Source organism: Williamsia sp. z34, assembly GCF_059553395.1.
On sequence record NZ_JCANWW010000006.1, the window covers coordinates 236287 to 260482 of the forward strand.

General features: G+C 64.2%; 20 protein-coding genes. 10 read left to right on the forward strand and 10 right to left on the reverse strand.

Annotated elements, in window-relative coordinates; genetic code table 11:
* Positions 1–43: 43 nt before the first annotated feature.
* Both AC51GT_RS16920 and AC51GT_RS16925 read left to right on the forward strand, forming a co-directional pair.
* Positions 44–682 carry an MOSC domain-containing protein gene (locus AC51GT_RS16920; RefSeq protein ID WP_496329598.1) on the forward strand — a complete coding sequence of 213 codons (639 nt, stop codon included), beginning with the start codon at positions 44–46 and terminating at the stop codon, positions 680–682.
* Between the two features lie 193 nt (positions 683–875).
* A complete protein-coding gene (locus AC51GT_RS16925) occupies positions 876–1058 on the forward strand; it encodes a DUF3073 domain-containing protein (RefSeq protein WP_020105045.1) in 183 nt (60 codons plus the stop codon).
* Between the two features lie 230 nt (positions 1059–1288).
* On the opposite strand, the gene purM is transcribed toward AC51GT_RS16925, so the two are convergent.
* The 3 genes from purM to AC51GT_RS16940 all read right to left on the reverse strand — a co-directional run bounded on the left by purM (position 1289) and on the right by AC51GT_RS16940 (position 4664).
* Entirely contained in the window at positions 1289–2386 is a 1098-nt protein-coding gene (gene purM, locus AC51GT_RS16930; protein WP_496324905.1) for a phosphoribosylformylglycinamidine cyclo-ligase, read from the reverse strand.
* 222 nt (positions 2387–2608) lie between these two features.
* Complete coding sequence (gene purF, locus AC51GT_RS16935) at positions 2609–4162, reverse strand: amidophosphoribosyltransferase (protein ID WP_496324906.1); 1554 nt, start codon at positions 4160–4162, stop codon at positions 2609–2611.
* A 115-nt stretch (positions 4163–4277) separates the two neighbouring features.
* Complete coding sequence (locus AC51GT_RS16940) at positions 4278–4664, reverse strand: sterol carrier family protein (RefSeq protein ID WP_496324907.1); 387 nt, start codon at positions 4662–4664, stop codon at positions 4278–4280.
* A gap of 293 nt (positions 4665–4957) precedes the next feature.
* On the opposite strand from AC51GT_RS16940, the gene AC51GT_RS16945 reads away from it, so the two are divergent.
* The 3 genes from AC51GT_RS16945 to AC51GT_RS16955 all read left to right on the forward strand — a co-directional run bounded on the left by AC51GT_RS16945 (position 4958) and on the right by AC51GT_RS16955 (position 7759).
* Positions 4958–5089, forward strand: a complete 132-nt coding sequence (locus AC51GT_RS16945; RefSeq protein ID WP_496329504.1) for a hypothetical protein — start codon at positions 4958–4960, stop codon at positions 5087–5089.
* A 508-nt stretch (positions 5090–5597) separates the two neighbouring features.
* Positions 5598–5951 (forward strand): hypothetical protein, encoded by a 354-nt coding sequence (locus AC51GT_RS16950; protein ID WP_496329505.1) that lies wholly within the window; start codon positions 5598–5600, stop codon positions 5949–5951.
* A gap of 170 nt (positions 5952–6121) precedes the next feature.
* The gene (locus tag AC51GT_RS16955; RefSeq protein ID WP_496329599.1) at positions 6122–7759 is read left to right on the forward strand and encodes an ABC-F family ATP-binding cassette domain-containing protein; all 1638 of its coding nucleotides are present in this window, start codon (positions 6122–6124) and stop codon (positions 7757–7759) included.
* Between the two features lie 24 nt (positions 7760–7783).
* Here AC51GT_RS16955 and AC51GT_RS16960 read toward each other — a convergent pair whose 3' ends face one another.
* Positions 7784–8410 carry a TetR/AcrR family transcriptional regulator gene (locus AC51GT_RS16960; RefSeq protein WP_496324908.1) on the reverse strand — a complete coding sequence of 209 codons (627 nt, stop codon included), beginning with the start codon at positions 8408–8410 and terminating at the stop codon, positions 7784–7786.
* Positions 8411–8506: 96 nt separating this feature from the next.
* Here AC51GT_RS16960 and AC51GT_RS16965 point away from each other — a divergent pair, with 96 nt between their 5' ends.
* Genes AC51GT_RS16965 through AC51GT_RS16975 form a run of 3 tightly spaced genes read left to right on the forward strand, consistent with a single transcriptional unit; the run spans position 8507 to position 12260 of the window.
* The gene (locus AC51GT_RS16965) at positions 8507–9622 is read left to right on the forward strand and encodes an Rv3169 family protein (RefSeq protein WP_496329600.1); all 1116 of its coding nucleotides are present in this window, start codon (positions 8507–8509) and stop codon (positions 9620–9622) included.
* Positions 9623–9626: 4 nt separating this feature from the next.
* Positions 9627–10694 (forward strand): phosphotransferase family protein, encoded by a 1068-nt coding sequence (locus AC51GT_RS16970; protein ID WP_496329506.1) that lies wholly within the window; start codon positions 9627–9629, stop codon positions 10692–10694.
* A gap of 57 nt (positions 10695–10751) precedes the next feature.
* Complete coding sequence (locus AC51GT_RS16975) at positions 10752–12260, forward strand: glutamate-cysteine ligase family protein (protein WP_496329507.1); 1509 nt, start codon at positions 10752–10754, stop codon at positions 12258–12260.
* 37 nt (positions 12261–12297) lie between these two features.
* Here the strand turns inward: AC51GT_RS16975 and AC51GT_RS16980 are convergent, their stop codons facing one another.
* Entirely contained in the window at positions 12298–13692 is a 1395-nt protein-coding gene (locus AC51GT_RS16980) for an MFS transporter (RefSeq protein ID WP_496329508.1), read from the reverse strand.
* Positions 13693–14321: 629 nt separating this feature from the next.
* Entirely contained in the window at positions 14322–15314 is a 993-nt protein-coding gene (locus AC51GT_RS16985; protein ID WP_496329509.1) for an AraC family transcriptional regulator, read from the reverse strand.
* 178 nt (positions 15315–15492) lie between these two features.
* On the opposite strand from AC51GT_RS16985, the gene AC51GT_RS16990 reads away from it, so the two are divergent.
* Entirely contained in the window at positions 15493–16893 is a 1401-nt protein-coding gene (locus AC51GT_RS16990; RefSeq protein WP_496329510.1) for an FAD-binding oxidoreductase, read from the forward strand.
* 16 nt (positions 16894–16909) lie between these two features.
* Here AC51GT_RS16990 and AC51GT_RS16995 read toward each other — a convergent pair whose 3' ends face one another.
* The 4 genes from AC51GT_RS16995 to purL all read right to left on the reverse strand — a co-directional run bounded on the left by AC51GT_RS16995 (position 16910) and on the right by purL (position 22213).
* The gene (locus AC51GT_RS16995) at positions 16910–17758 is read right to left on the reverse strand and encodes a phytanoyl-CoA dioxygenase family protein (protein WP_496329511.1); all 849 of its coding nucleotides are present in this window, start codon (positions 17756–17758) and stop codon (positions 16910–16912) included.
* 51 nt (positions 17759–17809) lie between these two features.
* Positions 17810–18610, reverse strand: a complete 801-nt coding sequence (locus tag AC51GT_RS17000; RefSeq protein ID WP_496329512.1) for a nuclear transport factor 2 family protein — start codon at positions 18608–18610, stop codon at positions 17810–17812.
* Positions 18611–18733: 123 nt separating this feature from the next.
* On the reverse strand, positions 18734–19813 hold the full coding sequence (locus AC51GT_RS17005; protein ID WP_496329513.1) for an NAD(P)H-dependent amine dehydrogenase family protein: 1080 nt from the start codon (positions 19811–19813) through the stop codon (positions 18734–18736).
* Positions 19814–19933: 120 nt separating this feature from the next.
* Positions 19934–22213 carry a phosphoribosylformylglycinamidine synthase subunit PurL gene (gene purL / locus AC51GT_RS17010; protein WP_496324917.1) on the reverse strand — a complete coding sequence of 760 codons (2280 nt, stop codon included), beginning with the start codon at positions 22211–22213 and terminating at the stop codon, positions 19934–19936.
* Positions 22214–22378: 165 nt separating this feature from the next.
* On the opposite strand from purL, the gene eccA reads away from it, so the two are divergent.
* Positions 22379–24196 carry a type VII secretion AAA-ATPase EccA gene (eccA, locus tag AC51GT_RS17015; RefSeq protein WP_496329514.1) on the forward strand — a complete coding sequence of 606 codons (1818 nt, stop codon included), beginning with the start codon at positions 22379–22381 and terminating at the stop codon, positions 24194–24196.

Consider the following 24196-nt stretch of genomic DNA (forward strand, 5'->3'; position numbering starts at 1 on the left):
CCTTGGCCAGGCCCCGGGCAGACAAGTTGAAGGGCCGTTGAGTCTGGCGACGGGCACGGTGCTTGCTGTTTGCGCCGTGCACGAAGAACATGCGCTCGCCGGTGAAGTCGGACACAGTGCGATCGACAAGCGGGCCGTCGACGGGCCCGTCGACGTCGACGAGTTCGGCCTCACCATCGACCACGTCTGCGACACCAAACACCACGGCGGAATCGATCAGGCGGTGTACGCCTACGGTGACGACGAGGCCCGACGCTGGGCCGCGGAACTCGGGCGCGAGCTCCCCTACGGCTGGTTCGGTGAGAACCTTCGCATCGCCGGCATCGCGACCACCGACGCCACCATCGGCGAGCGGTGGCAGGTCGGCGACAACGTCTTGCTCGAGGTGACCATTGCCCGGACGCCGTGCCGCACATTCGCTGATTGGGCCCAGGAAGACCACTGGATCAAGCGCTTCTACGCGCGGTCGGACGTGGGTTGTTATCTCCGCGTCGTCGAGGGCGGCCAGGTGCGGGCCGGGGATCGGGTCACGGTGCTCTCACGGCCGGATCACGGCGTGCTGGTGCGGCATCTGATCACCGGGCCGGACACCGATTCGCTGAACAAATTGTTGGCGATCACCGACCTCCCGCCGAAGGTGGTCCGGGACGCGAACCGCTGGCACCGTCTGGCGAATCGGTGATCGCGACGCGATCTGCCAGTTGATTTACATAGCGCCATCCTGACACCGGTATGTAAAATTTCGCCACCGGCGCACGAGCTGGTCCGCATCACCCCTCCGGGCACGGTAGACTGTCTTTCACGACCATATTTGTAACCACAGAATGGGGCCGCCACATGTTTGGCCGCCCCTTCATTGCGCGAGGGGGTCCCCAATGGGCCGCGGCCGGGCGAAGGCGAAGCAAACGAAAGTTGCTCGTGAACTGAAGTACAGTGCTCCGAACACTGACTTCGACCGCTTGCAACGAGAGCTGTCAGCCAGCGAATCATCAGTTGACCCGAACGATGGGATCACTGACGATCGATGGTCCGATGAAGATGGGTGGCGACGGGCCTGATGGCCGTCGCGGGTCCGCGACACACGGACTCGGTCACCCCTTCATTCAACAGCCCCCTGAAGCGCTAGACCTCAGGCGGGCTGTTGTGATACCCCCATCACGGCGACGTTTGAGCCGCAATTGCTCACTCGCCCATGGCAATTCGATCAGGCCCGAGACGAATCAGGGCTCCGATACAAAAGGTTCGGCCGACGAGATCGTCGGCCGAACCTTTTTGCATCTGGGGGAAATCAGAACCGTGGGTGCTCGCCCATCAGTTCTGCAATCCCGTTCTTTGCGCCCTTGACCGGCTCGGCCTTGGTCGAGTGCGACTTCTTGATCGAGCCGAGCACCCAGCAATCGAGGTGCCGTGCGGTCAGTACCGCCAGGGCGCGATCAGTGTCTTCCGGCGCGACGACCGCGACCATTCCGACGCCCATGTTGAAGGTGCGTTCCATCTCTGCGCGTTCGACGCGGCCACGCTGCGCGATCATCTGGAAGATCGGTGCCGGTGACCAGGTGCCACGGTCCAGTTCGGCCACCAGGCCGCCCGGGATGACGCGGGCGAGGTTGTCGGCCAGGCCGCCACCGGTGACGTGTGAGAACGTGCGTACGTCGGTTTCCGCGGCGAGTGCGAGGCAATCCTTGGCGTAGATGCGCGTCGGCTCGAGCAGTTCCTCACCGAGGGTCCGTTCGAACTCCTCGACATGGCCGCCGAGATCCATGTGGCCCCACTCGAGCAGGACCTTGCGGGCCAGCGAGTAGCCGTTGGAGTGCAGACCCGAGCTACCCATCGCGATGACGACGTCACCGGGCCGGACCCGGTCCGGGGAGAGCACCGAGTCGGCCTCGACGATGCCGACGCCGGTGGCCGACAAGTCATAATCGGACTCGCCCATCAAACCCGGATGTTCGGCCGTCTCGCCGCCGAGCAGGGTGCATCCGGCTTCGACACAGCCGTCGGCGATGCCCTTCACCAGCTCAGCGACCACTTCGGGCACGACTTTGCCGACCGCGATGTAGTCCTGCAGGAACAGTGGTTCGGCGCCACAGACCACCAGATCGTCGACGACCATGGCGACCAGGTCGCGTCCGACGGTGTCATGCTTGCCCATCGCCTGCGCGACGGCGATCTTGGTGCCCACGCCGTCGGTGGACGATGCCAGCACCGGCTCGCGGTAGCCACCCTTGAGTTTGAACAGTCCGGCGAATCCGCCGAGGCCACCCATGACTTCGGGACGCAGGGTGCGCTTGGCGTGCGGGGCGAACAGCTGTACCGCCCGGTCGCCGGCATCGATGTCCACTCCCGCCGCAGCGTAAGAGGCGCCGCCGGGCTCGTTGTCGGTCATCTCGCGTCAGGTTCCCGTTCTCGAAAGGTTGGCAGGAAATCCTGCCGGGGCGGTGAATAATCCGGCTTCACGCTACCGGAGCGTGGTCTGGCCATTACTGATGGGCGGTTCGAAATCTGCGGGTACGGACATGCATGAACCCGGAGCCGATCTTCGCCGATCTTGCGGGCACCAGGTGCCGAACCGGTGAAACAGCACGATTTGGCGCTGTTTCACCAGCACTCAGGGTCGACGGACAGCGCTGGCGTTGTCGTTGTCTGTGATGACGTCCTGATCGGTTGCCGTCTTCTTGAGCATGGTCTCGAGGACCGCCTTGCCCATCGACGTCTCGCGCGGCAATTCGATGGGGTACTTGCCATCGAAACAGGCCGCACACAGGTTCGAGGCGGGTTGCTCGGTCGCGGCGATCATCTCTTCGGTGCTGATGTACGCCAGCGAGTCCGCGCCGATCGCCTGGCGAACACCCTCGACCAGGTGCTCTTCGGAGTCGGCACCATTGGCGATCAATTCGGCCGGCGAGGCGAAGTCGATGCCGTAGAAGCAAGGCCAGCGCACCGGGCTCGACGCGATCCGCACGTGCACCTCGGCCGCGCCTGCTTCCCGGAGCATCCGGACGAGCGCACGCTGGGTGTTGCCTCGGACGATCGAATCGTCCACCACCACCAGGCGCTTGCCCCGGATGACCTCTTTGAGCGGGTTGAGCTTGAGCCGGATACCCAGTTGACGAATGGTCTGCGAGGGCTGGATGAACGTTCGCCCGACATAGGCGTTCTTCATCAGTCCCTGGCCGTACGGGATACCCGATTCCTGGGCGTATCCGACCGCTGCGGGGGTACCTGATTCCGGGACCGGGATCACCAGATCGCCATCGGCCGGGAACTCACGGGCCAGGCGGCGACCGATCTCGACACGGGTGGTGTGCACCGACCGCCCGCTGATCACACTGTCGGGACGGGCCAGGTACACGAACTCGAAGACACAGCCCTTGGGCGTGGCCTCGGCGAAACGACTGCTTCGGACTCCGTCGGCGTCGATGGCCAGGAGTTCTCCGGGTTCGATCTCGCGGACGTAGGACGCGCCGACGATGTCGAGCGCGGCGGTCTCAGAGGCCACCACCCAGCCACGATCAAGGCGTCCCAGACACAGCGGGCGTACGCCGTGTGGATCCCGCGCGGCGTACAGCGTGTGCTCATCCATGAAGGTCAGGCAGAAGGCTCCGCGCAGCTTCGGCAGCAATTCCATCGCGGCCTGCTCGAGGGTTGAGTCCGCGGCGCCGTGTGCGAGCAACGCGCCCACCACGTCGGAGTCCGAGGTGGCGCCGCCGGCCCGACGGGAATCCATCACGCCGAGTTCGCGTGCCTCGCTGGCCAGGTCGGCGGTGTTGACAAGATTTCCGTTGTGCCCCAACGCAACACCGGTGCCGGCTGCGGTGGTCCGGAAAATCGGCTGCGAGTTCTCCCACGTGGTGGAACCGGTGGTGCTGTACCGGCAGTGGCCGATGGCGACGTGGCCCTGCATGGCGCCGAGCGTCTGCTCGTCGAAGACCTGGGAGACCAGGCCGAGATCCTTGAAGACGAGCACTTGGGATCCGTCGCCGGTCGCGATGCCGGCGGCCTCTTGTCCCCTGTGCTGCAAGGCATATAGTCCGTAATAAGTGAGTTTTGCCACATCCTCACCTGGAGCCCAAACGCCGAAAACACCGCATTCTTCCCGCGGTTCGTTCTCTGGCTGGTCGGCATCGAGCAGATTCTTGCTGTTGATCGACAGCTCGGTCACTTGCACTCCCATTGGTGGGCTGGTGGAGGGCCTACGAAAGAGTCTACGGGGCCGGGATTCTCCATTGCGAATCGCCGCGGCGTGTCGGCGCTCGCACGGATCGAGTGTCGGTTCGTCACACGCGCAAAAGCGGCAGCCAATGAACGATCTCGGTGGCCCGGCTTCCGGATGCGGAAACGCTGCCGTTCGCGAGTGCACCCGCGAGATCCAGTTGTCCGGTGGCCAGCAGCAGCCAGGTGCGGGGATCGGTCTCGACGACGTTCGGCGGCGTGCCCCGCGTGTGCCGGAGTCCTTCGATGCACTGGACCGCCACGAACGGCGGCACCCGCACCTCAACCGAACCGCCCGGCGCCAATTGGCCCAGGGTTCGCGCGGTCATCCGCACGGCGTCGGCGATCTCTTTCCTGGTCGGCTCGGCGGCTTCGGGATCACGCAGCCACGGCGCCACGGTTTCGACGGCTGTTCGCATTGCGGCCGGGTCGACCGACTTCTGAGGTGCCACAACCCCATCGTGGCACCCACTCGCCGTCACCCGGAACCACGGTCTCGCCCGCGCCGTCCAAATCGGGATATACGGTGAGCGGACGCGGTCACCGGGGGGTGCTCGTTTGGAGGGGGACACCCGATGCCATTGTTCGAATCAGATACTGCAGCGACGCGCGCTGATGCCGTCCGCCATCGCGCACTCGGCGCGGAGATCAACACCATCGACGCCACCACCTCCACCACAGACATCTCTCGGACTCGTTGCCCGGTTCGAAAGCGGGTATCCACGCAACCCGCAGCGGATCTGCGGTGGATACCGCGTACACCGCGGTGGCAACCCGATTGAGCGCGTATGCCGACGCCTCGGTCGCGGCCGCTGACACCTTCGGCAACACTGAAGTGGACTCGTCAACCACGTTCAAAGTGCTACGGCTGCAGTGACCTACACGGTCAGCGGCGTCAGGAAATGGCAGCCCTTGCTGTTGAGCCTCGCGGCAACAAGCCTTGAGACAGCCACATCGACTTCGAGACCAAACTGAACACCGCCCGTTCGGTGGCTCTGAACCAATACCAGTCGTCGGATGGGCACACTGCCGACGCAGCGTGGCAGAAAGCCGAAAAAGACCATCGGCTGGGTATCCGTGTAGCCGACGCAACAGACAAGGTGAGCCGTGCAACAACTCGCCGATGAGGACGATGCGGTGGCTTTTGCACTCGACGATGCCAACGATGAAGTGGACGCCACGAAGGGCGAGGTGGCTGCGGGCCGGGACTACGCTCCGCCGTCACTGGTGGGCCTGACGCCCGAGCAGGCCAAGACCGTTCTGGAGGATCCACGATTCCAGGAATGGGTGACGAACCATCCGGACGCCGCGAAACCGGTCTTGGACGCGGCATTTGATGCCGGGCTGGTACCGAAGACCTCCTATGGCCCTTTTCTTCAGAACTATTGGCTTCGAGAGTCTTTGGAAGAGGCCGGTTCGAAGACCTCATCTTCTGGCGCTCGTTTGACACCACGGAAGGCGCGCAGCAAGAACTCGCGCAGGCCACCGCACGCTGGGGAATACTCCCCGAGAACGTCGACACGTGGACACGCATCACGAACAAAGCCGACGACGGCAAGGAAAAATGGAGCCTGGGCTCGGGTGTCGGGCCTACCGGACTCATCATCGATATGAACGCCAGCATCAAAAATGGTGTCCAGGTTTTTCAGTATTACGTCCATCTCAACCCACTCACCTACAACCCCGAAAACATCGAAAGCATCCGAACCACCGGCATCAGCCATCGTCCCGTCCGTTGACCAGCACACTGAAGAGCGAAGCCAGATTGTCTACCGAGCACCATCGAAGGAACCCACACCCCGGCATCAGCTACGCCGATACGACCAACCGTCCACGGCGTTGCCGGCCCTCATCGGCGCACGGACTATCGTCTTGAAGAGAACCTGCACTTCGAAGGAGCGTCACCACCATCAGCGCCACCCTGCACACCACCGGACTCAGCGCCGGTCACGGCGAACGCACCCTGTTCTCTGATCTCGACCTCACGGTGGCCGACGGTGACGTCTTCGGCCTGGTCGGTCCAAATGGCGCCGGCAAATCAACGCTGCTGACACTGCTCGCCGGAGTCGGATCCGCGGACTTCGACGGCACCATCACGCTGAGCCCGCCTGACGCCGAGGTCGGCTACCTCGCGCAGGAAGCCGAGCCGACCCCGGGTGAGACCGTCCGCGAGTTCCTTGCCCGCCGCACGGGCGTGGCAGAGGCACAGTCGGCGATGGACGCCGCGGCCGAAGCACTCGGTGAGGGCGGCGACGATCTCTACTCCCCCGCTCTCGACCGCTGGCTGCACCTGGGTGGGGCCGACTTCGACGAACGCGCCGAGCAGGTCGCAGCAGATCTCGGCCTGACCGTCGACCTAGATCTACCGATGTCGGCGCTGTCCGGCGGGCAGGTGGCGCGAGCCGGGCTGGCCGCACTTCTGTTGTCGCGCTACGACATTCTCCTGCTCGATGAACCGACCAATGACCTCGACCTCGACGGCCTGGCGCAACTCGAGGAGTTCGTGTCGAGCTCGCGGACCCCGATGGTCGTTGTCAGTCACGATCGTGAGTTCCTGGCGCGCACCGTCACCGGAATCGTCGAACTCGACCTCGCCCAACAGCAGGTGTCGGTGTATTCCGGCGGCTACGAGGCATTCCTGGTCGAACGTGAGGTCGCCCGACGACACGCCCGTGAGGCATACGACCAGTATTCCGACACCAAGGATGCGCTGACCGATCGCGCTCAGATGCAACGCAATTGGATGGAACACGGGGTCCGCAACGCGCGCCGCAAGTCCAAGGACAACGACAAGGTCGGCAAGGGCCTGCGACTGGAGTCCACCGAGAAACAGGCCTCGAAGGCCCGGCAGACCCAACGCCGAATCGAGCGGCTCGAAGAGGTCGCGGAACCGCGCAAGGAGTGGGAGCTCCGCATGGAGATCGCGGCCGCGCCTCGTTCGGGCACCGTGGTCGCCACGCTCAACGAGGCAACGCTGACCCGCGGCGAGTTCACACTCGGCCCGATCAGCACCCAGGTCGACGCCGGTGATCGGATCGTCATCACCGGCGCCAATGGGTCCGGCAAGTCGACACTGCTCTCACTACTACTCGGCGCGCAGGTACCCGACTCGGGTTCGGCGTCGCTGGGGTCGGGTGTGCAGATCGGCGAGGTCGACCAGGCCCGCGGATTGTTCACCGGTGACACCGCTCTGGCCGATGCGTTCGCCGCGCAGGTCCCCGATCAGACCGACGCGGACGTCCGAACCCTGCTGGCCAAGTTCGGCCTGAAGGGGCATCACGTCACCCGCTCGGCCGACTCCCTGTCACCCGGGGAACGCACCCGCGCCGCCCTGGCCCTGCTTCAGGCTCGCGGCGTGAACCTGCTGGTGCTCGACGAACCCACCAACCACCTGGATCTGCCCGCCATCGAGCAACTCGAGCAGGCGGTCGAATCATTCTCCGGCACAGTGTTGTTGGTGACGCACGACCGCAGAATGCTGGCCACGGTCCGGGCAACGCGGCGTTGGCAACTGGCCGGCGGTCAGCTGACCGAGACCTTGGCCTGAGCCGAACCCCGTCACGAACTCGATCTACGATCGCCGCCGACGGACCCGCGGCTTCCAGGTCGAGTAGGCCAATGCGGTGAGCGCATCCGCGGTCTCGTCGCAGAACGACTCATGGTCGGCGAGCCCGACCGTCAACGCCCGGATGGCCGTTGTCGCAACAAGAAGGTCGAAGATCGAGTCCGCCCGCTTCTCTAGTGATTTCGGCGGCCACCCGGGCAGGTCGCCGCGAAGCAGATTCCGCAGCAGGACCCGGACATCGTGCTCCGACCGATTGACGAGGCGCTCGTAGAGATCACCCTCGTGCTGGTACGCGAGCATGAGGCCCGGAATCGCCGCCCGCGCAACAGGGTTTGCGAAATGCCGCAGGAAGAGCTGCGCCCACGTCCGCAGGTCGGCCCACAGGTCACCGGTGGCCTCCGGGACCACACCCGGCTCGACGGTGCCGAATGCGGCGTCCTCGATCAACGCTTCCCGACGCGCCCAACGGCGGTAGATGGTCGGCACCCCCACGCCCGAGCGCCGGGCCACCGCGGCGATCGTCGCCGCCTGAAAACCGCCCTCGACCAGCAGTTCCCGAGCCGCCCGCAGGACGTCGATGTCCTTCTGGGGATCACGTGGTCGACCGGGGGGCGGTTGGGCTGAGGTGGTCACCCGATGAAAGTACCGCAAAACCCACATTCAATTACGTTCCATGCCCTAACGTATTGCTTGTTGCCTCAGGCTCCCCCGATGAAGGAGACCATGCCCGTGTTGACACCCAACGACGAGATCCTGGCTCACCAATTGCCGACCACGTTCGACCACGTATCGCAGAGCGATCTGCGCTGGGTGGAACGCGTTGTGATGTACGGGTTCGACAAATCCGGCGACCTCAACGTGATGACCGGGATGGCCCGCTACCCCAACCGCAACGTGACCGACGCCTACGCAATGGTCACCAGTCGCAATGGCCAGGCCAAGGTGGTCCGGATGTCCACCACACTCAACCCGCAGACCGGTGGTCTCGGTGAATACACGATCGGCCCGTACACGTACACGATCGAAGAACCTTTGCGCCGGGTACGAACTCAGGTCGCACCCAACAACCAGGGACTGAGCCTGGATCTACGCCTGACCGGCCAGTTCGACGCCTACGAGCAGACCGCCGCGTTTCACCGGGTCCGCGGGCGCGTCTCGGAAGACGCGCGCCGGTTCTATCAGAACGGCATGGTCGAAGGCTGGATCGACATCGACGGTGAGCGCATCGAGATCGATCCGCAGCGTTGGTGGTTCGGTCGGGACCATTCGTGGGGCATCCGACGGGGAGGTGGCGGCGGCAGCCTTCCCGACGGAACCGAACTCCAGCCGACCGATCTGCCCGCGGGAGTCCTCTACTACATGGGGATCTTCCAATTCGACGACGAGCTGGTGCATTTCGCGCAACGGGAGAACAGCGACGGGTCGAGATGGCAGTTCGAGGGTGAAGTGCTCTACCCTCTCGGCTCCGACCGACCACACGAGGAGATCATCGATGTGGAGCACGACCTAAAATTTCGCGATGATGCCCGGGTCGTGTCCGGGGGGACCTTCACGGTCATCCGTGGCGACCGGTCGAGGAGCACCATCGAGGTGCATCCGATGACCGACTTCTGGCCCGGACTGGCCGGTTACGACCACTACAACGGTTACGCCAGCGGGTATTACCGCGGTGACGACTTCCTCGACGGTTTCACGGTGAACACGAACGATGCCGAGGCACTGGCCCCGGTTCGGATGCTCAGCGAGACCCTGTGTGAGGTCCGCATGGACGGCAAGGTCGGGCACGGATTGGTCGAGATGGTCTTCATGGGCGCCTACCCGCGCTACGGATACCAGGGCTGGTGAGGCCATGACACCGACCCCGCCGTCCCGACTGTCGGTCGACGAACTACCGGCCGCGCTCGAAGCCGTACTACGACAGAGGGTTCCGAACGCCGCCGGCGCCACCATCCTCGATTGGAGAGCCGCGCAGCAGGGATTCTCCACCGAGACATACCTCTTCGACCTGGTCGATGTCGGGCCGACGGCCGATGCCCGCGCCGAGGCGCAGGGTCTGGTGTTCCGGCGACCACCGGACTTCGCGGTCCTGCCGGACTTCGATCTCCGGCGGCAATACCTCGTGATGCAGCGTCTGGCCGGCTCGGCGGTCCCCGTGCCGAAGATGCGGTGGATCGACGCCGACGGAACCGACCTGGGAACGCCATACTTCGTCATGGACCGCATCGATGACGTCGTCACCGTCAGCGATGTCCCCGCATACCACCAGCAGGGCATCTACGCCGACGCCGATGACGCGGGCCGGGCGCGGCTGTGGAACGGATGTGTCGACCTCATCGCCCGGGTCCACCAGATCGATACCGCCGAAAGGCGCCTGGGTTTCCTGGATCTCGGCGGGTTCGGCACGAAGCCACCGCAGCGTCTGGTCAACTTTCTGCGATACGCGCTCAACTGGGCGGGCAACGGCAGTCCCCTGCATCCGGGCCTGGCGAATGCACTCGACTGGGCGGACCGCCACCTGTACGAACCGGCTCGGGTCACGTTGTGCTGGGGCGATTCCCGGATGTCCAACGTTCTCTACGCCGACGCCGACCACCATCCGGTCGCAGCACTCGACTGGGAGATCGCCTACCTCGGGGACCCGGGCGCCGACCTCGCCTGGATGTTCCTGACCGATTGGGTCAGCAGTCCACTGCAGGACCACAGTCCGGCCGGCGGAACGCCATCACGTCAGGAGACACTCGAACGGTACGAGCGGCTGACCGGAACGCGGCCGACCAACATGCTGTTCAACGATGTCACCGCTGCGCTACTGCTGGCCGTTCCCCTGATCAGGCTCAACACGAAACTCGAACTCGACGGTATCGATCTCGCCGACATCTGTGCCCAGCGCCTCGAGATCGTACTCGGTGGCGGCTGACGTCTACCGGCCACCGGACATCCACGTGCACCCGGCATTCCGTGGCACGATGGGACGATGGGCACGGAGGTCGGCAACCGGGAATTCAGCCGGGAGGACAGGCGGCGTTTTCGTCAGCAGGTGGGACGTTGCACGGAAGCGGTCGCGCGCATGCTGGCCGACGGGCTGTTCACCGACCAGGGAAACCCGCCGGAACCCCTGCTGGGCATGGAAGTCGAACTCAATCTTGTTGACCGTGCGATGAATCCGGCGATGGCAAACGCAGCCGTGCTCGACGTGATCGCCGATCCCGACTACCAGACCGAACTGGGCCAGTTCAACATCGAGATCAACGTGGCCCCCCGTCCCTTTGTCGGCGCCGACACCGTATCGCTCGAGTCGAGCCTGCGCGATTCACTGAACCGGGCCGAGGCGAGGGCCGCGACCACGGACAACCACCTCGTCATGATCGGCATGCTGCCGACCCTGCGGCAAGAGCACTTTGCGCATCAATGGATTTCAGCAAACCCACGCTATGACCTGTTGAACCAGCAAATCTTTGCTGCCCGCGGCGAGGACATCGAACTCGACATCACCGGTGTGCCTCTGGTGCCCGGCGACCGTCCCGACCATCTGCAGACATCGATTGATTCGATCCTGCCCGAGGCCGCGTGCACGTCGCTGCAATTGCATCTGCGTGTTGCCCCCGAGCGCTTCGCCGATCATTGGAATGCTGCTCAGGCTTTGTCCGGGGTGCAGGTGGCACTCGCAGGCAACTCGCCGTTCCTGGCAGGCAAGGCCCTGTGGCACGAGAGCCGCATCCCGGTTTTCGAACAGGCCACCGACACCCGCCCACAGGAGCTCATCAACCAGGGCGTGCGGCCGAGGGTGTGGTTCGGGGAACGTTGGATCACAACCATATTCGACCTTTTCGAGGAGAACACCCGATACTTTCCCGCCTTGCTACCGGTGGTGTCGGAGGACGACCCACTGGCGCAGTTGGAAGCCGGTGAGATACCTGAACTGACCGAACTCCGAATGCACAACGGGACCGTGTACCGGTGGAATCGACCGGTCTACGACGTCGTCGACGGGCAGGCGCATCTGCGCATCGAAAACCGTGTCCTGCCTGCCGGTCCGACCGTACTCGACATCATGGCGAACACAGCGTTCTACTACGGGGCCCTGCGCGGACTCGTCGACGCCGAACGTCCGATCTGGTCACAGATGACGTTCAATGCAGCAGCAGAGAATCTCCACACCGCGGCCCGAGACGGTATGGATTGTCAACTGTATTGGCCGACAGTCGGATGGGTACAACCCGACGAGTTGGTGTTGCGCCGGCTGCTGCCACTCGCCGAAGAAGGTTTGCGGGCATTCGGAGTCGCGGCCGACGTTCGGGATCGATACCTGACCATCATCGAGGGCCGGGCGATCAACGGGCAAACCGGTTCCGTGTGGCAACGCGCACGGGTGGCGGACCGGGAGGCGGCCGGCGACAGCCGTGAGGTCGCACTGTCGGGCATGCTCGGTGAGTACATCGATCGCATGCACGACGGTGCGGCCGTGCACACCTGGGATCTGTGACATCCCTTGATGTGTCCGGCCGCACCCATCGAACCTACTACCGGGTGACCACCGGTTCCGGCTCGAACGATTGCGCATGCTTGTTCGGATCCAGCAACCCGCTGACCTTGAGCCCGACCATCGTCAAGCCGGCAAAGATCAGCACGCCTCCGGCGACCCACATTCCGCTGTTCTCCGAACCGGTGGCGTCGGTGAGTCCCCCGGTTATGTAGGGCGCAGCGAAACCGGACAGATTAGCCAGTGAATTGATCAATGCGATCCCGGCGGCCGCTCCGACCCCGGTCAGGAACTCTCCAGGGATCGCCCAAAAGACCGGGTAGGCCGCAAACACTCCGATTGCGGTCAGGGAGATCACGACCATGACAGCGATCGGCGATCCCAGATAGAGCGCGATGGGAACAGTCAGTCCGGCAAGGAATACCGGTGCCGCGACGTGCCACGCCCTCTCGTACTTGCGATCCGAATGTCGCGTCCAGTACACCATCGCCAGTGCTCCGAAGAAGAACGGGACGGCCGTGATCAGGCCTGTCTGGAACAGGTTGAAATCGGTACCGAAGGTCTCCGAGAATCCGGCGATGATCGACGGCAAAAAGAAGCTCAGTGCGTAGATCCCGTAGCCCACACCGAATTCCACGAGCGCGAGTCCGAGTACCAGTGGACTGGTCAGGACACGTCGGAGAGTCCACGGATCGCCCGCTTCGGTTTCCTTTGCATCCGCGTCCATTGTCGCCGTCAGCCAGGCACGTTCTTCCGGGTCGAGCCACTTGGCGTCCGCAGGCCGGTCGGTCAGATAGAACCAGCACACGATTCCCAGGATCACCGCGGGTAACCCCTCGACCAGGAACATGATGCGCCAGCCCGAGAATCCCATGAAGTCATGGCTGTATTGCATGATTGCCGTTGACACTGGGGCCCCGACCACTGCGGACACCGGAACCGCAAGCGCAAACAATCCGATGGCCTTGGCCCGCTGGCGTCGCGGGAACCAGAACGTCAGGTACAAGATGACACCTGGGTAGAAACCTGCCTCCGCAATGCCGAGAAGGATTCGCACGACGTACAACACGCCGGCACTGTTCACAAAGGCCATCGCCATGGCAATGATGCCCCAGGTCACCATGATTCGGGCGACCCACATACGCGCACCGAACTTGTGCAACGCCAAGTTGCTCGGGATCTCGAACAGGAAGTACCCGACGAAGAACAAGCCTGCGGCGAGGCCGTAGGCAGCTTCGCTCAGTCCCAGGTCCGCACTCATCTCCAGCTTCGCGAACGCAATATTCGTCCGGTCGACGTAATTGATGAAGAACAGAACCGCGATGAACGGGATCAACCGGCGTGACACTTTTCGCATCACACGTTCGCCGAGTACATCGAGTTCGTCGGCGGCCTGTCCCCCGACCTTCACTCCAACCTGCTGCTTGTTTGCCATTTCCGTTCCTCAACCAGTAGCGGATGTCAGATGGGTGGCGGAATACCACCCGGGATAAATCGGTCCAAGACATGCATCAGCCACTCCGCATCCTCAAGAAACCGAAGAATTGCAAAAGGGCCTTTGAGTGTCTTCAGTTAGAAATAGGCGGAATCTTGAAGGCCAGAAAAGAATGAACCTGGCACTCCAGTGCACCACTGGTCCGCCCCAGCATCATTCGGTGACAAAAGGCGTGGACCTGAATCCAGGTCCACGCGTTGCATGCACAGCGTTCGTGCGTACATGCCGAATCCTCTCCGGAGTTCCCCATACACCCAACCTCTGGGGCTCCAACGATGCTTGGACAAGTTGACGATAGTGAGTCTTGCATACAATCGGCCGTCCGATGGTTTCTTTTGCGTTACTTCTAATCGCCCCAACGCCACACCCCGCGTAACCCGAACATTTCAATTTGATCCCTTTATCGCAGCACGTAGACAACTGAAAACCGGACATTCAACAGGAAAATCGGAAATCTCGCAGCCGCCGATGCTCACCAATTGAACATCATCAAATTCTTTACCGCTCCGGATAAGAAACTCGCCGCCGATGACCGCTCAGCAGAGACTCACGACCTGCGGACCGGCCACTCATCCGTGGGCAGCGCCCACATCTGCTGCGCCCTTTCGTCGCCAAGCGCCCGGAGCTTCCCCGACAGAGCGCTTGAAGGCTCGGTTGAAGGCCGATTCGGATTGATATCCAACAGCATTCGCGGCCTGCGCAACACTGAGTGAACCGTTCTGCAGCAGTCGGGCAGCAAGCTGGAACCGCCATCGGGAAAGGTAGGTCATCGGCGGTACCCCCACGTAGGCGGTGAACCGATCGGCAAACGAGGAGCGGGACATGGCCACCTCGTGGGCCAGTCCTTCAAGCGTCCACGGCTCGGCGAACCGACCGTGGATGAGCCGCAGTGCCGAACCGACGTCGGGGTCGCGAATGCCGGCCGCCCAGCTGCGAGCGTCTGAGGACAACCCGTCGATGTGGGCACGGAGCGCTTCGACAAACATCAGTTCCGACAGTTTCGCGAGCATCGCCTCCTGCCCGGCGTTGCGACCGTCACTCGCCTCGAGGGCCGCGTCGAGCAGCCGCGACATCCAACCCCAGCTACGACTCGACACAGGGGCGTGGACCATGCGCGGCAACGATTCGAGCAACGGGTTGAACGGATGCCGGTCACAGGCGAAGTATCCACACACGATCCGGCAGCGATCGGCGTTCGTGTCGCTGTTGATGTCGATGACGAACGGCAGGGCTTCAGTCAACGGCCGGTAGTACCGAGACAGATCCGGCTGCCCGCGGAGGCCCTGAGCCGATGCGAGCAGGTGCGCCTCGCCGCTGGAGACGATCACCATCTCACCGGCCCGCAGCAACTGCGCGGGTTCGGGCGCATCGACCGTCTCGACCCAACAAGAACCAAGAGTCAGGACGTGGAAGGCGATCAGGTGTTCGGCGTCCGTGGCGATCTTGGCAGCGATCACATCGGTGGGTGGACTCTCGAGAACAAAGGGCGAGCGGGCATCGATGTCGAAGTACACCGCACCGGTCAACCGCACAGCGAGCAAAACGTCGGATAGGACGTCCATGGCGTGACTCCCGGACGATCGGACAACTCTCCCGGACGTGCGGCAAAGACCGAGCCGCAACGTGGACGTACGGGCAAGTCCTTCGGGGTAATGGGCATTCCCGCACGTCACCGCTGCTTCGTACCGTTCAACTACCCAGTCTCCCACCATGTGAGTCCGTACAGAAGGAGCACACCAAATGTCCGCTATCGAAGCCACCCCGGATGCCGTCATCTCCGAGTTGCGTCAGACCATCCGCGGTCCGCTGATCGGTCCCGAAGACCCCGATTACGACGAGGTACGGAAGGTCTACAACGCGGCCATCGACCGTCATCCGGCGGCTGTCGCCTGCGTCGCGGATGTCGCCGACGTGATCGCCTGCGTCAACTTTGCGCGCCGCCATCAGATCCCCATCGCGGTCCGCGGCGGCGGTCACCACGGTGCCGGGTTCAGCGTGTGGGATGACGCCCTGGTGATCGACTTCCGCACACAACGCTCTACCACCGTCGACCCGCAGGCAGGCACCATACGCGTGGACGCCGGATGCACCTGGGGCGATGTGGATCATGCCAACGCGGCATTCGGGAGGGCCACACCGTCCGGCTTCGTCTCCACAACCGGAGTTGCAGGACTGACATTGGGTGGTGGTACCGGCTATCTCACAAGGCATTTCGGGCTGACCATCGACAATCTGTTATCCGCCGACGTGGTGTTGGCCGATGGGTCTTTTGTGACCGCAAGCGCCGACAGCCAGCCCGATCTGTTCTGGGCGCTACGCGGCGGTGGCGGAAACTTCGGCGTGGTCACCTCGTTCACATTTCGATCTCACCCGGTGGGTGACGCCGGTGAGGTCATCGGCGGGCCGGTCCTCTACGACATTGCCGATGCCGAGGAGGTCTTCAGGTGGTACCGCGACCTGCTCCCGACGCTGCCCGACGAGCTGAACGGCTGGATCGGTGTCCTGGAGGTCCCCGGCGGGCCGCCCTTCCCCGAGGAGTTGTGGGGCCGAAAGGTCTGCGGGATCGTGTGGTGCTATTCGGGGCCGCACCAGCAGGCCGACCAGGTCTTGGCACCCGTTCGGGACTTCGGCTCACCGCTTCTGTTCGGCCTGGCACCGATGCCGTTTCCCGTGCTTCAGAGCGCGTTCGACGGTCTGCTGCCCACGGGCTTGCAGTGGTATTGGAAGGCCGACATCTTCGAGGAGATCACCGGTACCGCGATCCCGCTTCACCGTCGGTACGGCGAAGCCCTCCCGTCGTCCCTGTCGACAATGCACTTGTATCCGATCAGCGGCGCTGCCGAACGTGTCGCGGCGGACGCAACCGCATTCCCCTACCGCAACGGCGGATGGAACGGAGTCATCGCCGGGATCGATCCCGATCCCGCCAATCTGGGACGGATCACAGAGTGGGCCAAGAACTACTGGGAGGATCTGCACCCGACTTCTGCCGGCGGCGGCTATGTGAACATGATGATGGACGAAGGCCGCGAGCGCGTGCAGGCCGCCTATCGGGGCAACTACGATCGGCTCGCGGACATCAAGCGAACCTATGATCCGCACAACCTCTTTCGGATCAACCAGAACATCGTGCCGACGTGATCCCCGACGCGGCTGTTCACCGGGCCGCGTTCTTGATGAATTCTTCTACTCCCGCAGCAGGTTTGGTGCCGCCGAAGTAGCCGCCGCGAACATGGCGCCGCTGGGTGTTGTCGTCGGTGGCCCGGGCCGCGGAGTGCCAGAGGTAGGCGTCGTGCAGGATGATGTCGCCGCGTTCGGCGTAGATCCCGACCTCACCGCGGATCTTTTCAAAACCCAACGGCATCTCGAAAGGTGGCTTACGACCGGTCCGTCCACCGGATGGCCGAGCGGTGTCGGGAACGGATACGCCGTTGACGTTGCGGTACGGGGCCGGGGTGTCCCAGAGGTGACTGCCCGGAACCACCCGCAGAAACCCGTTGGCCGGACTGGTTCCATCGACGTGCAGGGTGAATGCCGTACCGGGCCACACATCCAGACTGGGGCTGGACTGCCAATCCGAATGCCACCCGATTCGGGTGTATCCGGACTCCTTCCCGGGACGGGCGTCCTGATAGACAACCCCATACTGCTCGTGATCACGTAACCAGGAATCAGGGCCGAGGATTCGGTTCATGACCTCGCGCATCACAGGGCCGGAGATCGCAGAATCGACAGCGGGCGACACCTCGCTGACGTATTCGACATAGTTGGCGAACTTCTCGGCCTTGGCGGCCTCGTCGAGGAAAATGGTCGACCCGTATCGGGCATCCAACTCCCCGGCGATCACACCATGTTGCGCGGCAACACATTCCGATTCGATGGCGTCGACGTCGGCCGCACTCAGCGCACCCCGCAGGGTGGCATATCCATACATGTCATAGAACCAGACCAGGCCCTCGAGATCGTCGGGACCGAAGACGCCGGGTGTGGAAAGCGGTGCAGCCATGGACCAGACTTTAGGCGCGCAACGGCAATCCGTCAGCGCAAGTGCCCTCGATCACTCATCGAACATCATCTCGACGGCCGATATCCGCGCGCGATCTGCCCCAAACACAAAGAGACCGACACCCTTCCGATCACCGATGACCAAGGCGACGGCAACCGTGTTGCCGGACGCCAGATGTTTGTGCGACCGCACCCCGGCGAGCTGCCCGATGACGCGATCGACGCCGGTGGCCGCACCACCGAGGACAACAACCTGCGCATTGGGGTCCAGGTGATCGCGAGCGCCCGAGACGTCCCCCTGCGAAGCGGCCTCGAGGAAACGTGCGACGGTTGCTTTTGCATCCGCACCGACCCGCCGAAGCCCTTTGGCAAACCCGATCGTGCCGCCGATCCCCTGGTTCCGTAACAGTGCGCCGGACAGTTTCGCCCCGACCGGCACCGCGGCGACGCCGCAGCGCGCGAACTGCGTGATCATCTGCGGCAGTTCCCAGTAGGCGGCGAGTCGGGCGATGCGCAGATCGTCGCCGGCGTCGCACAGGTCGTATCGGATGAAGACGGGCACGCGCAGCGTCACCTTCGGCGACATCTCGACTTCCAGTTCGAGGTCCCGGATGACGGTGCGCTCCCCTACGAAGTCGGTACCGCGATGAAAGGTGATGTTCCGTGGACCGATGAACGTGTCGTAGAAACGCCTGATCTCGGCTCCGCCGACGTGAGGCCGTGATCCGACGGGATCGTTGACGATGCCGTCGTCTACGAACAATCCGGCCCACTCGTCACGGTCGTGGGCACTTGCGGCGGCAGGCGAACGTTCAACGAGTGCAAGCATCCGATCCCGGCCATACATCGCCATCGGTTGACGCCACCTTTCCGAGATCCAGAACGTGTTCTACCCTCAAGGTAGAACACGTTCTAGCGCCGAAGTCGCGAAGGGGTCGCTCCCGCTTCGGGTGGGTGAGAGTCGATGTGACGCCGATCAGTCTTTGGTCACCAGTCCGCGACCGGTGATCTGTGGGAGGTCGAGGGCGGTCAGCAGCCCGGGTGGAGCATCCACCACGGCCTCCACCGCGTTCACCAACCGCATTGCGGTGACCAGCATTCCGGAATCGTTGTGGTCGCCGTTCTCGCCATGGTGGACGAAGTCGACGGTCATCACCGGGTCGCCCTTGATCTCGATGCGGTAGCAGCCGTCGCCGTGGCTCGGGATGGGCCACTCCGGCTGAGCGTCGCGCTGGGTACGGGTGACGTGTTCGAGGACGATCCGCGGCACCCCGTTCACGGTCCCGATCACCTCGAAACGCACTGCGGCCATGGTGCCTTTCGCGATGTGGCAGGAGGCGATGTCGTAGTCGCTCTCGGCCGGACGACGGTCGATCTTCTCCACCAGCGGTTCGTCCAATGTCACATCGAGACCCGCCGCGAGTTGTCGCACCACCGGCCCCCAGGCCAGCGACAGAACTCCTGGCATCCACAGCATCGACTGGGTGTCCATCGGTTTGCCGAAACCGAACAGCTCGGTCATGGTCATCGGCTGGTAGTACGTCGCATAGTCGGCGATCTCGGCAACGCGCAGCTCGTCGATCCGCTTGGAGAGCGATGTCATCGCCAGTGGCAGAACGTCATTGGCGAAACCCGGATCGATACCGTTGACGTGCAGGGTGGCATTGCCCCCGCGGGCCGCACTGCGGATGCGTTCATTGAGCTCTGCCGGCAGCACACCGTCGGGGTATACCAGCGCGACCGGACCGGACGAGACCACGTTGATCCCCGCGTCGAGGAACCCGATCAGGTCGTCGACCGCCTCCATGATGCGGTCGTCGGTCATCGCGCCGTGCACGATGCAGTCAGGCTGCAGCGCCAGCAGCGCTTCGGTGTCGTCGGTGGCTGCGATGCCGATGTCGCGGCCCAGCCCCGCCAACCGGCCGACGTCTTTGCCGACCTTGTCCGGGTTCGACACCCACACCCCGACCAGTTCGAGTTCGGGGCGGGCCAACACCCCCGCTATCGCCAGCTTTCCGATGGTTCCGGTGGACCACACCACAACACGCAACGACACCACAGACCTCCGAACGCAGGAACTAGAACGCGTTCACCCTAGCCTGCCAACCCCCGATGATGTGCCCTTTTGGCGAACAAAACCCCAGGTGGGGACCGCCAAAAGGGCACACTATCGGGTTCAGGAGAAGAGTTTGGGGAGGGTTCCCTCGAAAGCCTCACGCAGCTCGGTGAGCGGCACGGTGAACGCATCCTGGACCTCGACCGAGTCGCTGCCCTGATCGACGACACCGATGCGGGTCCACGGCATCTGCCGCGCATCGAGCATGCCGCAGAAACGGACCTCCTCGGAGCGCGGCACCGCGACCAGCACCCGGCCGGACGACTCGGAGAACAGCCAGACAAACGGGTCGGCACCCTCGGGCAACACGATCCGGCAGCCGGTCTCGCCCGCCAGCGCGGCCTCGACGACGGTCTGCGCGAGCCCGCCCTCGGACAGGTCGTGCGCAGCCGAGACCAGACCGTCACGCGATGCTGCAGTGAGGATTTCGCCAAGCAGACGTTCGCGCTCGAGGTCGACCGCCGGCGGTGTACCACCGAGGTGATCGTGGGCCACCTGCGACCAGATCGATCCGTCGAACTCGTCGTGGGTGTCACCGAGCAGGATCAGCGTCTCGCCGAGCTCGGTCCCGAAGCCGGTCGGGATGCGTCGACGCACATCGTCGATCACACCCAGGACACCGACCACCGGGGTCGGCAGGATTGCCGTCGCACCGGTCTGGTTGTAGAAGCTCACGTTGCCACCGGTCACCGGGATGCCCAGTTGCGCACAGCCATCGGCCAATCCGCGGACGGCCTGCTGGAACTGCCACATCACGCCCGGATCCTCGGGCGAGCCGAAGTTCAGGCAGTTGGTGACGGCCTTGGGCGTGGCGCCACTGACCGCAACGTTGCGGTAGGCCTCGGCCAGTGCCAGCTGCGCACCGCGGTACGGGTCGAGGTAGGTGTACCGACCGGAGGCATCGGTCGACAAAGCGATTCCGCGACCGGACGATTCGTCGATGCGGATCATGCCGGAGTCGGCGTGCTCGGCCAGGACGGTGTTGCCGCGGACGTAGCGGTCGTACTGTTCGGTGATGAACCGGCGACTGCACAGAGCCGGTGACGAGATCATCTCCAGCAGGGTGGCCCGCAGCTCTTCCGGCGATTCCGGCCGCTTGAGATCTTTTGTGCTCGAAGCGATCACATCGTCCTGCCACTCGGGGCGGGCAACCGGGCGCTCGTAGACCGGACCGTCGTGGGCCACGGTGCGCGGCGGTACGTCGACCACGGTTTCGCCGTGCCACGTGATCTCGAGATGCTCACCGTCGGTGACCTGACCGATGTCGGTGGCCAGCACGTCCCACCTGCGGCAGACCTCCATGAACGCCTCGACGTTCTCGGGGGCGACCACCGCGCACATCCGCTCCTGCGACTCGCTGGAGAGAACCTCGGCCGGGGTCATGCCGGTGGCCCGCATGGGCACCTTTTCGAGTTCGATGTGCATGCCACCGTCGCCCGCCGCGGCCAATTCCGAGGTGGCGCAGGACAATCCGGCACCACCGAGATCCTGGATACCGATGACGATGCCGGCCTTGTACAGGTCGAGGCAGCACTCGATGAGCACCTTCTCGGTGAACGGGTCGCCCACCTGGACCGCAGGCAGCTTCTTCGGTCGACCGCCGGCGCTGTCGTCGAACGTCTCCGACGCCAGGACGGACACACCGCCGATGCCGTCGAGTCCGGTCCGGGCGCCGAACAGGATGATCCGGTTGCCGGCACCCGAGGCGAACGCCAGGTGCAGGTCTTCGACCCGCATGACACCGGCACACAGCGCGTTGACCAGCGGGTTGCCCGCGTACGACGCATCGAAGACGGTCTCGCCACCGATGTTCGGCAGGCCGAGAGAGTTGCCGTAACCGCCGACACCGCGGACCACACCGTCGACCACCCGGCGGGTGTCGGGGGCATCGGCCGCACCGAAGCGAAGCTGATCCATGACCGCGATCGGACGGGCACCCATCGCCATGATGTCGCGGACGATCCCGCCGACACCGGTGGCGGCACCCTGGTACGGCTCGACGTAGGACGGGTGGTTGTGCGATTCGACCTTGAACGTGACCGCCCAGCCATCACCGATGTCGACGACGCCGGCGTTCTCGCCGATTCCGGCGAGCATCGACGACCGCATCTCGTCGGTCGTGGTCTCGCCGAAGTAGCGCAGATGCACCTTGGATGACTTGTACGAGCAATGCTCGGACCACATCACCGAGTACATCGCCAATTCGGCGGCGGTCGGGCGGCGACCGAGGATCTCGCGGATCCGCTGATACTCATCATCCTTCAAGCCCAGCTCACGGTAGGGCTGCGACTGATCGGGGGTATCGGCGGCGACAGAAACGGTATCTAGGTCTGCACTCACGAGAACAGTCTAGGTGGTGCCGCACCGCCCGCTGACCACGCCGCCTCCGAGGACCCGCCAACGGCACCGTTCCCGACTGTCTCCGGGTCCCGAACCGGCCAGGCGCCGGGTAGTCTGTGCCTCGCGTGCCGGGGGTGGCGCGCCCGGGGGGACACGGGGGACGTCATGAATGACAGGGCAGCTACACCGGGCTCTCGCTCAGCGGTGGCCAAAGCACGCCGGCTGTTCGACTTCGCGGTGCTCAGCCTCGGCATCCCGGTCGACACCGAGCAGTACCCGCCCGACCGGGACAAGGCCACACTCGCCTTCACCCGGGCCACCGAATGGGACCCCACACTTGCCGACGCCTGGCTCGGACGACTCGCCTGTGGCGACAACTCCCCTGCCGTGATCCTGCAGCTGTACCGGACCCGGGCCAACATTGGCGCCGAACAGCGACGACTCGGCCTGCCCGCCCGCACTCTTTCGGGGCGATTCTCGACCGGCTTGTACATCGACTACCCACTCGCCGACCGGACCGAGGCCATCACCGCCTACGCCGCCACCCTCATCGCCGGCGGCGACCACCAGGGTGCCGAAGCGGCGCTCGACGAAGCCGCCGCCACCGTGGCCGGCCGCGCGCCCATCATCGACTACCTGCGGGCCAGCCTGCACTTCAAAACCCAGCGATGGCCCGACGTGCTCACCTCGTTGGCCGAGTCCGGCTCGTGGTCGGACGCCTACATGAACGCCGGCGCCGATCTCATGGCCGGTTCGGCGTGCGTGCAGATGGGGTTGTTCGCCGAAGGTGTCCGGCGGCTCGAGGCCGCCCAGGAAGGCCCGATCCCGGCGGCGGCCACCGCGGCTATGTTCACCCACGGCCTGGCACTGCGCGAGCAGGGTTCCGAAACAGCGGCGCGCGAACGATTCGAGGCTGTCTATTCCCGCGACCCATCGTTCGCGGCCAACGCCAAGGCGCTGTCCGATCCACGATTCCGGTTGGTGATCAACACAGCCGAAGAGATCGACGCGCGCACCGACAGGTGGGATCCGACGTCTGTGCCCGACGCGCCGGTCCCCGGCAACGTCGGCGGCGACCCCGGATTGCTGGCGACCGCCCAGGCCGAACTCGACGAACAGATCGGACTGGAGTCCGTCAAAACCCAGGTGGCCAAACTCGAGTCCGCCGCCAAGCTCGCCAAGATCCGGTCCGACAAGGGTCTGGCGACCGGGCCTCGGAGTCTGCATCTGGCATTCACCGGTCCCCCCGGAACCGGCAAGACCACCATCGCGCGCATCGTGGCGAAGATCTACTGCGGACTCGGCTTGATCAAAACCGATGCAGTGGTGCAGGTTTCACGTCGCGATCTGGTCGGCGAGCATCTCGGCAGCACCGCGATCAAGACCTCGGAGGTGATCGACCGGGCGATGGACGGCGTCCTGTTCATCGACGAGGCCTACACCTTGATCCAGAGCGGGCTCTCCGGCGGCGACGCGTTCGGACGTGAAGCCGTCGACACCCTGCTCGCCAGGATGGAGGACGACCGCGACCGGCTCGTTGTCATCATCGCCGGCTACGACGCCGAGATCGACCGGCTGTTGTCGGTCAACGAGGGCATGTCGTCCCGCTTCGCCAAGCGGATCCGATTCGACTCCTACCGCCCGAGCGAGCTCGCCGGAATTGCCGAACTGATTGCCCGCAAACGTGATTCACTCCTGAGTCCGGAGGCACTCCAAGAGCTCGAATTCGCCTGCGGACCGCTCTATCACCAGATCCAGACGGACCCGTCCGGTGGAGAGCGCCGTTCCATCGACCTGGCCGGAAACGGGCGGTTCGTGCGCAACGTGGTCGAAAGTGCCGAGGAAGAACGCGAACACCGGCTCACCAGCGGCGACATCGACCTGGCCGACCTCGACGACGACGCCCTCATGCGCATCGAGGTCGCCGACATCCAGGCCGCGCTGGAGAACGTGCTGCGATCCCTGCAGCGCCGGCCGGCCTGA

What these genes read in the sequence shown, in the direction of transcription:
- purM (WP_496324905.1), bottom strand. Translation starts at nt 2,386, where the DNA reads ATGACCGACAACGAGCCCGGCGGCGCCTCTTACGCTGCGGCGGGAGTG.
- AC51GT_RS16980 (WP_496329508.1), bottom strand. Translation starts at nt 13,692, where the DNA reads ATGGCAAACAAGCAGCAGGTTGGAGTGAAGGTCGGGGGACAGGCCGCC.
- AC51GT_RS16970 (WP_496329506.1), top strand. Translation starts at nt 9,627, where the DNA reads ATGACACCGACCCCGCCGTCCCGACTGTCGGTCGACGAACTACCGGCC.
- AC51GT_RS16925 (WP_020105045.1), top strand. Translation starts at nt 876, where the DNA reads ATGGGCCGCGGCCGGGCGAAGGCGAAGCAAACGAAAGTTGCTCGTGAA.
- AC51GT_RS16985 (WP_496329509.1), bottom strand. Translation starts at nt 15,314, where the DNA reads ATGGACGTCCTATCCGACGTTTTGCTCGCTGTGCGGTTGACCGGTGCG.
- AC51GT_RS16975 (WP_496329507.1), top strand. Translation starts at nt 10,752, where the DNA reads ATGGGCACGGAGGTCGGCAACCGGGAATTCAGCCGGGAGGACAGGCGG.
- eccA (WP_496329514.1), top strand. Translation starts at nt 22,379, where the DNA reads ATGAATGACAGGGCAGCTACACCGGGCTCTCGCTCAGCGGTGGCCAAA.
- AC51GT_RS17000 (WP_496329512.1), bottom strand. Translation starts at nt 18,610, where the DNA reads ATGGCGATGTATGGCCGGGATCGGATGCTTGCACTCGTTGAACGTTCG.
- AC51GT_RS16990 (WP_496329510.1), top strand. Translation starts at nt 15,493, where the DNA reads ATGTCCGCTATCGAAGCCACCCCGGATGCCGTCATCTCCGAGTTGCGT.
- AC51GT_RS16995 (WP_496329511.1), bottom strand. Translation starts at nt 17,758, where the DNA reads ATGGCTGCACCGCTTTCCACACCCGGCGTCTTCGGTCCCGACGATCTC.